14 protein-coding genes are annotated in these 13,131 nt (G+C 31.4%); 3 read left to right on the top strand and 11 right to left on the bottom strand.

Annotated features, from left to right (window positions below; genetic code table 11):
- Nucleotides 1–3: 3 nt before the first annotated feature.
- From ACH2CG_RS06845 to ACH2CG_RS06800, 10 genes are all read right to left on the bottom strand, one after another.
- Nucleotides 4–378, bottom strand: coding sequence for a DoxX family membrane protein (locus ACH2CG_RS06845; protein ID WP_395063522.1), 375 nt, complete (start codon nucleotides 376–378; stop codon nucleotides 4–6).
- A 139-nt stretch (nucleotides 379–517) separates the two neighbouring features.
- Nucleotides 518–2,725 (bottom strand): TonB-dependent receptor domain-containing protein, encoded by a 2,208-nt coding sequence (locus tag ACH2CG_RS06840; protein ID WP_395063520.1) that lies wholly within the window; start codon nucleotides 2,723–2,725, stop codon nucleotides 518–520.
- Between the two features lie 95 nt (nucleotides 2,726–2,820).
- The gene (locus ACH2CG_RS06835) at nucleotides 2,821–3,171 is read right to left on the bottom strand and encodes a hypothetical protein (protein WP_395063518.1); all 351 of its coding nucleotides are present in this window, start codon (nucleotides 3,169–3,171) and stop codon (nucleotides 2,821–2,823) included.
- Nucleotides 3,172–3,380: 209 nt separating this feature from the next.
- Nucleotides 3,381–4,232 (bottom strand): hypothetical protein, encoded by an 852-nt coding sequence (locus ACH2CG_RS06830; RefSeq protein WP_395063516.1) that lies wholly within the window; start codon nucleotides 4,230–4,232, stop codon nucleotides 3,381–3,383.
- Nucleotides 4,233–4,296: 64 nt separating this feature from the next.
- Complete coding sequence (locus ACH2CG_RS06825; protein WP_395063514.1) at nucleotides 4,297–5,286, bottom strand: aspartate-semialdehyde dehydrogenase; 990 nt, start codon at nucleotides 5,284–5,286, stop codon at nucleotides 4,297–4,299.
- A 197-nt stretch (nucleotides 5,287–5,483) separates the two neighbouring features.
- Nucleotides 5,484–5,900: a large conductance mechanosensitive channel protein MscL gene (mscL, locus tag ACH2CG_RS06820; protein WP_395063512.1), complete on the bottom strand. Its 417-nt coding sequence runs from the start codon at nucleotides 5,898–5,900 to the stop codon at nucleotides 5,484–5,486.
- Between the two features lie 79 nt (nucleotides 5,901–5,979).
- The gene (locus ACH2CG_RS06815) at nucleotides 5,980–8,451 is read right to left on the bottom strand and encodes a bifunctional UDP-N-acetylmuramoyl-tripeptide:D-alanyl-D-alanine ligase/alanine racemase (RefSeq protein WP_395063510.1); all 2,472 of its coding nucleotides are present in this window, start codon (nucleotides 8,449–8,451) and stop codon (nucleotides 5,980–5,982) included.
- Nucleotides 8,452–8,460: 9 nt separating this feature from the next.
- Nucleotides 8,461–8,616: a DUF6364 family protein gene (locus ACH2CG_RS06810; RefSeq protein ID WP_395063508.1), complete on the bottom strand. Its 156-nt coding sequence runs from the start codon at nucleotides 8,614–8,616 to the stop codon at nucleotides 8,461–8,463.
- Between the two features lie 12 nt (nucleotides 8,617–8,628).
- Nucleotides 8,629–9,210, bottom strand: coding sequence for a hypothetical protein (locus tag ACH2CG_RS06805; protein ID WP_395063506.1), 582 nt, complete (start codon nucleotides 9,208–9,210; stop codon nucleotides 8,629–8,631).
- A gap of 5 nt (nucleotides 9,211–9,215) precedes the next feature.
- A complete protein-coding gene (locus ACH2CG_RS06800; protein ID WP_395063504.1) occupies nucleotides 9,216–9,842 on the bottom strand; it encodes a thymidine kinase in 627 nt (208 codons plus the stop codon).
- Nucleotides 9,843–10,043: 201 nt separating this feature from the next.
- On the opposite strand from ACH2CG_RS06800, the gene ACH2CG_RS06795 reads away from it, so the two are divergent.
- Genes ACH2CG_RS06795 through ACH2CG_RS06785 form a run of 3 tightly spaced genes read left to right on the top strand, consistent with a single transcriptional unit; the run spans nucleotide 10,044 to nucleotide 12,030 of the window.
- Entirely contained in the window at nucleotides 10,044–10,988 is a 945-nt protein-coding gene (locus ACH2CG_RS06795) for a hypothetical protein (RefSeq protein ID WP_395063502.1), read from the top strand.
- Nucleotides 10,989–11,690, top strand: coding sequence for a 16S rRNA (cytidine(1402)-2'-O)-methyltransferase (gene rsmI / locus ACH2CG_RS06790; RefSeq protein ID WP_395063500.1), 702 nt, complete (start codon nucleotides 10,989–10,991; stop codon nucleotides 11,688–11,690).
- Complete coding sequence (locus ACH2CG_RS06785; RefSeq protein WP_395063498.1) at nucleotides 11,683–12,030, top strand: HopJ type III effector protein; 348 nt, start codon at nucleotides 11,683–11,685, stop codon at nucleotides 12,028–12,030. Before rsmI ends, ACH2CG_RS06785 begins: the two co-directional genes overlap by 8 nt.
- Nucleotides 12,031–12,085: 55 nt before the next feature.
- Here ACH2CG_RS06785 and ACH2CG_RS06780 read toward each other — a convergent pair.
- Nucleotides 12,086–13,131 (bottom strand): type II toxin-antitoxin system HipA family toxin (locus tag ACH2CG_RS06780; RefSeq protein WP_395063496.1); only part of this gene is annotated, 1,046 nt, incomplete at its 5' end.

Raw genomic sequence — 13,131 nt, 5'->3', positions numbered from 1 at the left:
ATTTTATAAAAACAATGATTTATATTGTGTCCAATGTTTGTATATCAAAATGGCATTAAATACTGTAACTAGCAAAGCTACGGCTACTCCTGGAATGTCCAAAAACAAATGAAAGAGCAAAATATTTATTGAAATTGGCGCTAGCAAAATCAAAGCAAAAGCCACCCATTTTTTTAAAAGCAACATAATTCCTATCGCAACTTCTAAAACTCCTACAACTGGAAAAATATACCCTGTTGCACCTAAGGAATTCATAAAATCGCCTGCTGAACCTGTTGGCGCTTCCATAGGAATAAAATGTAAAAACTTATTGGCACCAAAAACAACAAGCATAATTCCTAAGAGTATTCTAACAATTTTTGTAAACATTGAATTCATAAACATTTCTTTTATTGATTAGTAATATGGTAAAAATATAATTAATTTTTTAAACTATAAACAAATGTTAAGGTATTTTTTTAAACATATAAAAAAAGCACCTATAAATAGATGCTTTCTTGTAGATAAATTCTTTGTATTAAATTGTAAAATTAATCCCTAAAACAATATTTCGTCCAATATTAGGAATTCCGTCTGTTTTTAATCTTGAAAGATGCGAAATATAGGTTTTGTCAAATAAATTGTTGGCATTCAAATTTACATCAAAAGCTGTTTTTCCAAAGGTTATTTTTCCACCAAAACCTAAATTTATCAAGGTATAATCATTGGATTTTGTTTCAAATTGATTTGGATTATTTTGATCTAAAGTATATTCAACATTCAAAACAGCAAAACCATCTTTAACGAATTTAGTCGATTTGAATTCGGTTTTTAAAGCATTATTCCACTTGTTTGCAGGAATTAATGGCAAATTATCTCCGTTTTGCTTTTTTCCAGTTACACTTTCAAAACTACTAGTAATGTGCAACCAATCTAACGGATGCGGATGAAAGTGTATTCCGGCTTCACCTCCATATAAATTGGCATTGGCTTGCGTATAATCATAAGTATCAAATTCATTAGTTATTACTCCATTTGGCGCAATAAATATGTAGTTGTTGATGTGATTGTAAAATCCGTTTACAAAAATTTCAAAATGCGGATTTCTATATTCTAAATTCAAATCGGTCTGAAAATTTTGTTCGTTTTTTAAATTTGAATTCCCAATTTCATAACGATTACTTCCTTCATGAACTCCATTAGAAGTTAATTCTGCCAAATTTGGCGCTCTAAATCCAGAAGCTAAATTTAGTCTGAAAATGATATTTTCTTTCAAATTGGTTTTGAATCCCAACGACGAATTAAAACTTTGAAACTTCTTGTCAATTGCTTGAAAATAGCCTTCATCACCAAGAATTCCATGTTCAATTGAAGTTACATTTCTATTGTCAAATCGAACTCCGGCTTGAAGCACATTTTTATTCCATTCGTAATTTATCGTACCAAAAACTCCAAAATCGTTAGTTGTTGCATCCGGAATTAAATATTCTTCACCCGAATTCACATTGGTTTGATGCATTCCTTGCGTTCCAATTATAGATTCAAATTTTCCAAATTTTGGCAAATAATATTTTACGTTGTAATTGTACGTTTTCAATTTCATATGCAAATTAGCAAGATCACTGTCTTCAAATTCACTTCTATCGTTAGAAATATAACCCAAATCGGCATCAAGTTTAGAATTTTTAAAGAAAACAGTATTGTTCAAACTCAAAATAGTAGCAAAAACTGCTTGTTTTGGAAAGGTTGTTTTCTTGGTTGAAGTTTGCTCGGCGATACCATTTTCAGGAATTCCCAAATCCAATTTATTGAAATTATAACGTAATGTAGAAGTAAATTTAGAATTAGAATATCCTAAAGCGGTTTTAAAATCGGTTTCATTATAACGGGTATTCGTAACTCGATTTCCGTTTGGAATTTTATAATCGGCATGAGTATTGTAACTTCCACGAGCTAAAAATTTTAAATTTTCGGAAGAAGCCTTTACTCCAATAGATGAATTACTTCCGTTGGTATTAGAAAATAATTTTTGACTAAAATTTCCATGAATAGTATTTGGTGCAGCAAATTTTTCAGGATTAAAATACAACACACCACCAATAGCATCGGAACCATAAAGCAATGATGCTGGACCTTTTATAACCTCAACGCTTTCAATTCCGGCATCGTTCAATCCTAGTCCGTGTTCTTCTCCAAATTGTTGGTTTTCTAATCGAACTCCTTGCGAATAAACCAGAACTCGATTGCCACTTAATCCACGGATTACTGGTTTTCCGATAGAAGTTCCAGTTGAAACTTGCGAAACTCCAGGAATTGTTGCCAAACCTTCAATTAAAGTTGACGTTCCTTTTTGTTGTAAGGATTTCATTGATTGATGTTCTACTTTCATTACGTTTTGCGATTGCACTTTATTGAATGCTGTAGAAATAATAACTTCATCCATTTGATGGACAGTTTCTTCTAAAACAACATCAATTTTTATCTCTTTTTGATTGGAAGAAAAAGTCTTAGATTGTGTTTCAAATCCGATAAAGGAAACTACAATTTTGAAATTTCCAGAAGGTAAATTATTAAAAACATAGGTTCCTTTTTCGTCGGAAATTACTTCTTTGTGAAGTTCAGGAATACTTATAGTAGCACCAGAAATGGGCTTGTTTTGTTTGTCAGAAATTGATCCAACAACTTTGTTTTGCGCATTGGCAAGTATTGAAAACCCTAGGAATAGGGCAATTAAAAATGATTTCATTTTGAGAAAAATTTAAATAATTTCTATATTGAACCATTAAAAAATTAAGGTCCATCAAGAAACAATAGATTATTGTTTAATTTTAAAAATAAGAATTAAGCAACAATTGGCGGTGCTCGAAGTGCAAAAAGACTGCCTCGAAACGACTGCGTTATTTCTTTAGAATAGAAATAAGAATAAGAAACCGGAATTTCAACTTTCTTGAAAGTATAAGTAAAAAAATCAGATTTTAAAGAAGTGCTAAAAGTAAATTCACATACAAAACAATGGTCTAAATTGTGATGCGCGTGCGTGAATTGAGTTTTGTTTTTAGCGTATTTGTGATGACATTTTTTAGTAGTAAGTTCTTTTTCTAAGTGATTGAATGAATGCACAGATTGCAGGACAATTGCTAGCAAAACTGTCAATCCAAATAAAAAACTTAGTAAAAGATTCTTTTTTTTCATCAATGCAAATGTAACCAACTAGAAATGAAAAACCATTTGAATTAACAAACTTTAAGATTTGTAAACTCAAATGGTTTTTATTGGTTCGTTTAGCGATATAAAGGTTAAGGAAACCTAATCAATAGGTCAATGACTATATTCAAATATAAACCATCTTTATTTTAGAATTCTACATATTGCCTTAAGTGGGTTAGCTAGTCGATTTTTTTTTAATATTTAAATTCACTTCTTTTATTTTCTAAAAACCAATTAACATAATTATTTCGAATTTTATTCAAATTAAGTTGAGTTGATAGTTTTGTGTTTTCAGGCAATATTTCTAATAAAATTAGATTTACATTTAAGTTTATTATTGAAGATGTTTTGTAGTCTAAAATATTTAATTTTTTCTCCTTTTCGTTTATTTCGATATGATTTATAGAAATCGGTTGACCACAATTTTTTGAAAAATCTAAGTTATATGACTTTGTTTCTTCTTTTGAAAAAGTGATAATCCTTAAAATATTCCATCCGTCCATTGTTAATGAAAATTCGCTTGTGATAGGTTTATTAAGTTTCAAATATTCATCAAAATATTTAAATTCTCTAATTTCAGAATATTTTTTTTCTGTATCACTTTTTTCATCATAATTGTTTTTTAAATAACTTTTACATCCAATTTCTTTTGCAATTTTCAAAACCTCATTTTTATTTGGTTTTGTGAAATTTTGCTTTAAAAATTCTTCAGTAAAGTTTTCTTTATTCGTGTTTAATGAAACTAAAAGATAATTAATTTTATCCTTTAAGATGATTTTAAAATCTGAAGAATTTATTGTTATTGAATCTTTTGAAAAAACTTTACCATCTACCTTTTCATTAATTTTTAGTTGATTTGATATTTTAAAATCACCATTTTCAGTTTTCGCTAATTCTATTATTTCAATTCTTGAGTAAATTCCATTTTTACCCCAAGATGAACCTCCAATTGAATAGGTGAGTTTAATTTTATCAATATTTTCAGAGTTTTGAGAAAAGATAAAGTATACGTTAAAAAGCAAAAAAAGTATTAGATTTTTTTTCATTTAATTCAGATTCTATCAAATTTCTGTTACTTCCAACCCAACTTACAACTAAATGTATATAATATTAAACCAACTTATTAGCCACTAAATATTCAGCGATTTGAACAGTATTTGTAGCTGCACCTTTTCTTAAATTATCAGCAACAATCCACATGTTTAGTGAATTTGGTTGGCTTTCGTCGCGACGAATTCTTCCCACAAAAACATCATCTTTTCCTTGCGCATACAAAGGCATTGGGTAAGTAAAAGTATCTAAATTGTCTTGAACAACAATTCCTGATGTATTGTGAAGAATTTCTCTAACTTGACTCACATCAAAATCGTTTGCGAATTCAACATTAACTGCTTCGCTATGTCCGCCAACAATAGGCACACGAACAGCAGTTGCCGTTACTGCAATAGTTCTGTCGTCAAGGATTTTTTGGGTTTCACGAACCAATTTCATTTCCTCCTTTGTATATCCATTTTCTTCAAAACTATCACAATGAGGAATAGCATTTCTATGAATTGGATATTTGTATGCCATTTCGCCTTGAATTCCGGCATATTCATTTTCAAGTTGTTGAACACCTTTTACACCAGTTCCAGTAATAGATTGATAGGTAGAAACAATGACGCGTTTAATTTTATATTTTTTATGTAATGGTGCCAATGCCATCACCAATTGAATTGTAGAACAATTAGCATTTGGAATTATTTTATCTTCTTTAGTTAAAATGTTGCCATTGATTTCTGGAACTACTAATTTTTTAGTTGGATCCATTCTCCAAGCCGATGAGTTGTCGATTACTGTTGTTCCTGCTGCTGCAAATTTTGGTGCCCATTCTAAAGATGTTTCTCCGCCAGCAGAAAATAAAGCAATATCGGCTTTCATATCTACAGCTGTTTGCATGCCAACTACTTTATACTTCTTGCCTTTAAACTCAATTTCTTTACCAACTGATCTCTCAGAAGCTACAGGAATTAATTCGGTTACAGGAAAATTTCTTTCCGCCAATACTTGAAGCATCACTTCGCCAACCATACCGGTTGCGCCTACAACAGCAACTTTCATATACTTATATTTAGATTTTTATAAAATTTTTGAAATACAAAAGTAATTAGAAAATACTTTTAAAAATGAAAATTTTGAATATTCAACAAGGAATTTTGAATGTTGAAGTTTTAAAAAAGAAAAACCGCCTCAATTAAGAAGCGGTTTACTACTGAAACTAGTTCAGCATAAATTAGAATATATAATGTAGCGGTTTATTATTTTTTCAATAAATCTCTAATTTGCGTAAGCAATTCTTCTTGAGATGGTCCAGCTGGTGCAGCCGCGGCAACTTCTTCTTTCTTTTTAGCTTTTTCAGCAGCTCTTAAAACGATGAAAATGAACAATGAAATAATCACAAAATTGATTAAGGCTTGCACTAGATTTCCATAAGTAATAACTGCAGCTCCATCAGCTTTAGCAGCAACTAAGTTAGCATAAGTTTTACCATTTAAACTAATAAACTTTTGTGTAAAATCTATTCCTCCAGTAATCAATCCAACAACTGGCATAATAATATCATCAACTGCTGATGCAACAACCTTACCAAAAGCACCACCTATAACAACCGCAGTTGCTAAACTCAAAACATCGCCTTTCATTAAAGACGCTTTAAAATCTGCAAAAAATCCCATAATTATTTTTGTTTATTGGTTAACCTTACAAAATTAGTTAAAATTTTAACATATTATTATAAAATTTGTAGAATTATTACTACTCTCTATAAAAAATCCGCTTAACACGTTGAGAAATACTTGTCATAATCTCATACGGAATTGTACCTAGTTGTTTTGCCATAAAAGTTACAGTTGGATTCTCTCCAAAAATAATTACTTCAGTTCCTTCTTTGCAGTCAATATCTGAAATATCAACCATTAACATATCCATACAAACACTTCCAACTATCGGTGCTTTTTTATTTTTTATAACGACATAACCTACTCCATTTCCCCAATGTCTAGAAATTCCGTCAGCATAACCAATTGGAATTGTAGCGATTTTTGTTTGTTTTTCAGCTATAAATCGTCTTCCGTAACCTACACTTTCTCCTGCTTCGATAATTCGAATTTGTGAAACAATCGATTTTAAAGTTCCTACATTTTCTAATGCTTTTTGTTCCTCATCATCGTTAGAAACTCCGTAAAGTCCGATTCCTAAACGAACCATATCGTATTGGGCTTGTTGAAAATTGGATATTCCAGATGTATTTAAAATATGTCGAATTGGATTTATACCTAATTCTGACATCAATTTGGATGACAATTCTTCAAATAATTTAATTTGTGAAAGCGTGAAATCAATAAATTTTATGTCGTCGCTAGTTGCCAAATGCGACAAAATGCTTTTTACGGCAACGGTTTTATTGTCTTTGAGTTTCGCAATTAATTCGTCTATATTTTCTTCTTCAAATCCCAATCGGTGCATTCCTGTATCCAATTTAATATGAATAGGAAAGTTTTTTAATTTCTTTTGTTCGGCAATTTTTAAGAATGCCGTCAAACCTTTAATCGAATAAATCTCTGGTTCTAATTGATGCTGAATTATAGCCGAAAAACTTGTGTTTTCAGGATTCAAAACCATAATTGGCAAATCGATTCCGGCATTTTTTAACGAAATTCCTTCATCGGCGAAAGCCACACCGAGATAATCTACTTTGTGGTGCGAAAGTAATTTGGCGACTTCAAATCCGCCATTTCCATATCCGAAAGCTTTCACCATTACCATCAATTTGGTTTGCTTCGCCAATTCGCCAAGGCTCGGGTCAGGATTTAGTTTGGATTTATAGAAATTCAAATTATGACTTATGGCGTTCAAATTGATTTCTAAAACCGTTTCATGCGTTTTTTCTTCTAAAGCGGCGACTAATTCTTCAAAGTGAAAATGACGCGCACCTTTTATAAGAATCGTTTCATTTTCAAACGGAATTTTGTCAATTGTTTCTAGAAATTTTTCAGTAGTTTCAAATGAAATACAATTTGGAAACTTATTTTTAAATCCAGAAATGGTTTTTCCAATGGCAATAACACGATTGATTTTATTAGAAACAATTAAATGTGAAACTTGCGAATACAATTCATCGGTTACCAATCCGCTTTGAAAAATATCGGAGAGAATTAAGGTTTTCTTTTTATATTGTTTTTGACTTTCTAGAAAATCTAATGCGATTTTTAACGACTGAAAATCAGAACTATAACTATCATCAATGAGTGTTGTGTTGTTGACTCCGTTTTTGACTTTCAAACGCATTTCGACTGGATACAGCAAGGAAATTCGTTGCTGAATTGTATCGTGATCGTATTTAAAATAAAGCATAACCATCAAACAATGCATCGCATTTTCAATAGAAGCTTGATCATTGAACGGAATTGTTATTTTGAAACAAAGTTTCTCGTAAGTAATTTTGAATTCGGTTCTGTCGGAGCTTTCTTTGGCAATTACAAAAACATCGGCTTTCCCATCTTCAGAACTCCAAGTAAACGTTTTTATTTTTGGATTTAGAAATGCCTCGATTGTTCTATTTTTATTCATAATTAAAACTTCAACTGAACTGAAAAGCTTTAATTTTTCTTTTATTTTTTCTCCAGCATCGTGAAAACCTTCGTCGTGAGCCGAACCAATATTCGATAAAATTCCGATAGTTGGCTGAATGATTTTTTGAAGATTCGCCATTTCATTTGTAGTAGAAATTCCAGCTTCAAAAATGGCAAGATTGTGTTTTTCATTGATTCCTAAAACCGAAAGCGGCACACCAACTTGCGAATTGTAACTTTTGGGCGAACGAATGATATTATAATCGGGACTTAATAAGAAATTCAACCATTCTTTAATGATGGTTTTTCCGTTGCTACCTGTGATTCCTATAACTGGAAAATCGAAGTCACTTCGGTACGATGCAGCAAAAATTTGCAATGCTTGAAGTGTATTTTCAACTACTAAAAAATTGGCTTTTCCTTGTAAATTGGACGGAATATAACTCACCACAAAATTCACAACTCCGTTTTCTATAAGTTGCGTAACATAGTGATGTCCGTCATTGTTTGGACCAATAATAGCGAAAAATAAAGTGCTTTCGCTATTTTGCAACGAACGACTGTCAATAGAAACTGCGTCGATAATTGCTATATCATTAATTCCAAGGAATTTGGCTTTAATGATTGGGATGATATTTCTTATGGAGAGTGTCAAGATTATTAATTATTTTCCATGAATAATTAAATCAACTTTTCCATCTACTAAATCTCTTAAATAAGACTCAAACATTTTAGACAAACTAATTTTTTTACTCGCAGCTAATTTTTTAGCATCAATAATGGTTTGTTTATCGGTTTTAATAACAACTCTTACATCCATAACACTATTTATTTATTTATTTTTTATTGTATAAACCTCAATATCATAATTATCACCATTTACAATATACCAATGATAAAATAAAACTACTTCAATTATTCCATCTTGATCAAGGTCTTTTATCAAAAAACCTCGTTCAAAAACATGCCCTAAATCAAATTTTTTTAAAATTAAGTTTTTATTACTTTTATCAGCTAGATAAAAGTAATAGGTAGAACTATAATCTTTGTTTTCTTTAATATTGTAATGATATTTTAAATTTTCTATTATGATATCACCTTTTTGCTCTTGAATTTCTATAAACTTATTCCAAGTTTTTTCTAATAAACTTCGGTCATTTTTATCAAATAAATTCAATTTTTTTAATCCAATATAATAGTTGCTTTTTTTAGAAATATTTCCAATTAAATCTGGATTTCTTTTGTCTAATTCATCCCTTTCTTTGTTGGAAATAGAATCTGGATAAAAATAATTTCTTCTGAATGAAATTTTTTCAACTAAATCAATATGAAACGTTTTTCTGTATTTAATTTCAGTTTTTTTATTACACCCAAAAATGAATAAAATTATAAGGATTACAAATAGTTTTTTCATAAAAACTACTTTTCTTTTTCTTTCGATAAATGCTCAGCATCCTTAACTTCCATATTCTCTCGCATAGCTTTGTAATATGCAGCGCGGCTCAATGGTTCGTATTCTTCAGTTTCGCCAAGAAGAACTAAATTATCACTGTCCGATTTTCTAAAACTATAGTGTGCTAAATTTCCTGTTCGGGTACAAACGGCATGCACTTTGGTTACATATTCGGCAGTAGCCATAAGCGCAGGCATTGGTCCGAAAGGATTTCCTTTAAAATCCATATCCAATCCGGCGACTATTACTCTAATTCCAGAATTGGCCAAATCGTTACATACTCTAATAATTTCATCGTCAAAAAACTGTGCTTCGTCAATACCAACAACATCACATCCTTGCGCAAGAATTCTAATATTGGCAGCGGCAGGAACAGGCGTTGAACGAATTTCGTTTTTATTGTGAGACACCACCATTTCTTCGTCGTAACGAGTATCTATGGCAGGTTTAAAAATCTCCACTTTTTGTTTGGCAAATTGTGCTCTTCGTAATCTTCGGATGAGTTCTTCGGTCTTTCCCGAAAACATCGAACCGCAAATTACTTCAATCCAACCAAATTGTTCTTTATGATTTACTGTATTTTCGAGAAACATTTTGTATTTTTAGACCTTAAAAAAGGATTTGTTTTTATTACTTTGTATCGAGACAAACCGACATAAATATTTTATACATTTACTTCGATTCAAATGTAGAAAATATTTATTAAAGGTTCTTTCTTTCCTTAGGCAAAAATAAAACTAAAAGAAAAAATTTATTAAAAAAGATAAGCGTTATACATTATAATTTCAAAAGTTATGAAAAAAAGATTGGAAGCCGAATTAATAAGCATTGCGCACCGAGTTTTAAAGCTAAAAAACAAATCGGAAGTAGATCAATTGTATTTAGAAACTAAAAAATTATATGAAACATTGGCTGTTTTAAAATTTTATGGTGACAATTATGAAAACATAAAATCGGAAATTTCTAAAGAAGATTTAGAAGAAAAACTTGCCGTTTCTTTTGAAGAGAAAACTCCAATTGCAGCTGAAGTTACTTCGGAACCAACTCAAGAACCAATTATTGTTGAAGAACCAAAAGAAGAAGTTACTGCCCAAGAAGAACCAGAAGTTGTAACAACAAACGAAGAAGCCGAAGTTGAAGCAGTTGCAGAAATTGAGGAACAAGAAGAAATAGTTGAAGAACCAATTATAGTAGGAGAAATCACAGTTGAAGATGATGAAACTGACGAAGAAGAACCAGTTATTGATGAAAAAAGAGATTTAAATTTTGAACCAATATTTGAATTGGCTGCCGAATCTCCAATTGAAGATGTCGTAGTTGAGCAACCAAAAAAAGAAGTAGTCGAGAGTCTGAATCAAGTTCAGACTAAAGCTCAACAAATTTCATTTGAAGATTTATTGGGTGCCAATTATACCGAACCAGTTTTTGTAAAACCAAATGATGTTGTTGTTCCGGCTTCACTGAAAAGCGTTATTGACGACAAACCACTTTCGTTAAATGACCAACATTCTAAAGCAATTAATATTGGAATGAATGACAGAATTGCTTTTGTAAAACACCTTTTTGCTGACAGTAATGAAGATTTTAATAGAGTAATTTCGCAACTGAATACGTTTAGTTCTGCTATTGAAGCAAAAGATTTTATTGAAGAAATCATTAAACCCGATTATAATAATTGGATTGGAAGTGAAGAATATGCCGAACGTTTTTTAGAAATTGTAGCCAACAAATTCAACTAAATGTCAAAGCTTTACATCGTTCCTACGCCAATTGGCAATCTTGAAGACATGACTTTTAGAGCCATTAGAGTACTGAAAGAAGCCGATTTAATTTTGGCAGAAGACACACGTACCAGTGGAAAACTGCTAAAACATTACGAAATTTCCACCCATATGCACAGCCATCACATGCACAACGAACACAAAACCGTTGAGAATTTGATTGCACGATTAAAAGGTGGCGAAACGATTGCGTTAATTTCTGATGCAGGAACGCCAGCCATTTCAGATCCTGGATTTTTATTAACGCGCGCTTGTGTTGAAAATAATATTGAAGTAGATTGTTTGCCTGGCGCAACCGCTTTTGTACCAGCATTAGTAAATAGTGGTTTGCCTAACGATAGATTTATATTTGAAGGATTTTTACCCGAAAAAAAAGGAAGACAAACAAGATATTTAACTTTGGCAGAAGAAACTCGAACCATGATTTTCTATGTTTCTCCACATAAATTGGTAAAAACCTTAGCCGAATTTGTGCAGTATTTTGGAGCAGAACGCCAAATTTCTATCTCTAGGGAATTATCTAAACTTCATGAAGAAACCATTCGCGGAACAGCTGATGAAGTTTTAAAACATTACGAAGCAAAACCTCCTAAAGGTGAAATTGTGGCTGTTGTTGGTGGGAAAATTTTGGTAAAGGAAAAAAGAAAAGAAGATGAGTGATGTTTTAAATTTCATAAATAAAATCAAACAAAATCCACAAACAATTTCGTTTCAAGATACAATTGCAGTAATAGATTCAAATTATAATTTTACACCAACTGCATTTAAAAACGGAAATCAATATAACGATGCAAACGAAAATAATGGTTCTTGTAAAATTTTCGCTTTCACCAAAATGAATAATTTAGAAAAAGATGAAACTTTGGTACTTTTTGGGAATTATTATTTTGATGATGTTTTAAAAAATCCTGACGGAAATGACCATCAAAATATTAGAAATTTTATAATCTTTGGATGGGATGGGGTTTCTTTTGATAGCGATGTTTTGGAGTTAAAATAATTGTATAATAAATGATACATTATTATCGTTTAAAATCAATAACGAATCAAAAAAGCTACAATAATAAATTAAATAAACTTTGTATTTCTGTTGCTTGATTTGGTTCTATTTCAGATGCAATTGCGTAATTATTCCAGTTTGAAACCGCATTTCTTATATCATCTATAAGTTGTTTTGGCTTTTTGATGCTGTTGTTTTTAGCAACCGTTAAAACATCTTCTATAGTTATTGTATCGTTATCGCGTTTTCCATTGATGCTCATTTGATGCGTTTTTAACCAAAAATTAGTTGGATTATAGGCAAAAGTCACATCATAAGCTGGCGACAATGACCAAGTTCCAGATTTATCCATTAAGAAAGAAATATTTTTAGTATGATCGTCTTGGTTTCTTACCATAACATTAAAAACCATTCGCTTAAACAATTGTTCACTATCGCGATACGGCAAACGTAGTTCTCGTATAACCTGAAACGTTTGCTCATAGGAATAAGCGCCTGGAACATTATAATCAAAATGCGCCAAACCGCATAAAGTTTGCATGTGAATTTTTTCGCCAGCAACTCTATCAAATCGTTTGGTCATAAAATGTGCTCGATTGTGCTCTTTTTTCAACTCACATTCGGTCATTTCTATTCCTGCCGCTTTTGCCATTAAATGATAAGCATATTCAATATTTCCGTAGCCTTTTGGATCACCCAATTGTCTGTTGGTAACGCCATCAAATTTTATCAACCAATAATCAAAACCTTCTAAACCATCAATTTGTCCCGATCGAACCTCGCCTGTAATTTTATTGTAAGCAATAATAGCTTTAGCCCTTGCTCCACCAGCAGAACTTCCAACTAGCAAAATATCAGAATAGCCATTTTCGGTAGTAAGATTAGTATGAAAATGATTTCTATCGTCCAAAATAGAACTAGCAAATTTTACTAATTCTTGAATTTCTAATTTATTGGATGGCGGCAACTGTTGTTGCGATTCGGGTTCAAATTCTAAGGCACCCATTCCGCGCTTTCCTATATAACAAAGACGATCTACCGAGTTGAAACCTTGCAAATCACGACCTTGTTGCGCCAGCCAAGCATCAATCATTTGATTTC

The sequence above is a fragment of the Flavobacterium sp. genome (assembly GCF_043778725.1).
In the GTDB taxonomy this organism is placed as follows: Bacteria; Bacteroidota; Bacteroidia; order Flavobacteriales; family Flavobacteriaceae; genus Flavobacterium.
The sequence above is the reverse complement of the archived record's forward strand: the minus strand, read 5'-3'. Positions and strand labels throughout refer to the sequence as shown.

Coding starts and splice junctions, on each gene's coding strand:
- ACH2CG_RS06845 (WP_395063522.1), bottom strand. CDS start 378: ATGAATTCAATGTTTACAAAAATTGTTAGAATACTCTTAGGAATTATG.
- ACH2CG_RS06840 (WP_395063520.1), bottom strand. CDS start 2,725: ATGAAATCATTTTTAATTGCCCTATTCCTAGGGTTTTCAATACTTGCC.
- ACH2CG_RS06835 (WP_395063518.1), bottom strand. CDS start 3,171: ATGAAAAAAAAGAATCTTTTACTAAGTTTTTTATTTGGATTGACAGTT.
- ACH2CG_RS06830 (WP_395063516.1), bottom strand. CDS start 4,232: ATGAAAAAAAATCTAATACTTTTTTTGCTTTTTAACGTATACTTTATC.
- ACH2CG_RS06825 (WP_395063514.1), bottom strand. CDS start 5,286: ATGAAAGTTGCTGTTGTAGGCGCAACCGGTATGGTTGGCGAAGTGATG.
- mscL (WP_395063512.1), bottom strand. CDS start 5,900: ATGGGATTTTTTGCAGATTTTAAAGCGTCTTTAATGAAAGGCGATGTT.
- ACH2CG_RS06810 (WP_395063508.1), bottom strand. CDS start 8,616: ATGGATGTAAGAGTTGTTATTAAAACCGATAAACAAACCATTATTGAT.
- ACH2CG_RS06805 (WP_395063506.1), bottom strand. CDS start 9,210: ATGAAAAAACTATTTGTAATCCTTATAATTTTATTCATTTTTGGGTGT.
- ACH2CG_RS06800 (WP_395063504.1), bottom strand. CDS start 9,842: ATGTTTCTCGAAAATACAGTAAATCATAAAGAACAATTTGGTTGGATT.
- ACH2CG_RS06795 (WP_395063502.1), top strand. CDS start 10,044: ATGAAAAAAAGATTGGAAGCCGAATTAATAAGCATTGCGCACCGAGTT.
- rsmI (WP_395063500.1), top strand. CDS start 10,989: ATGTCAAAGCTTTACATCGTTCCTACGCCAATTGGCAATCTTGAAGAC.
- ACH2CG_RS06785 (WP_395063498.1), top strand. CDS start 11,683: ATGAGTGATGTTTTAAATTTCATAAATAAAATCAAACAAAATCCACAA.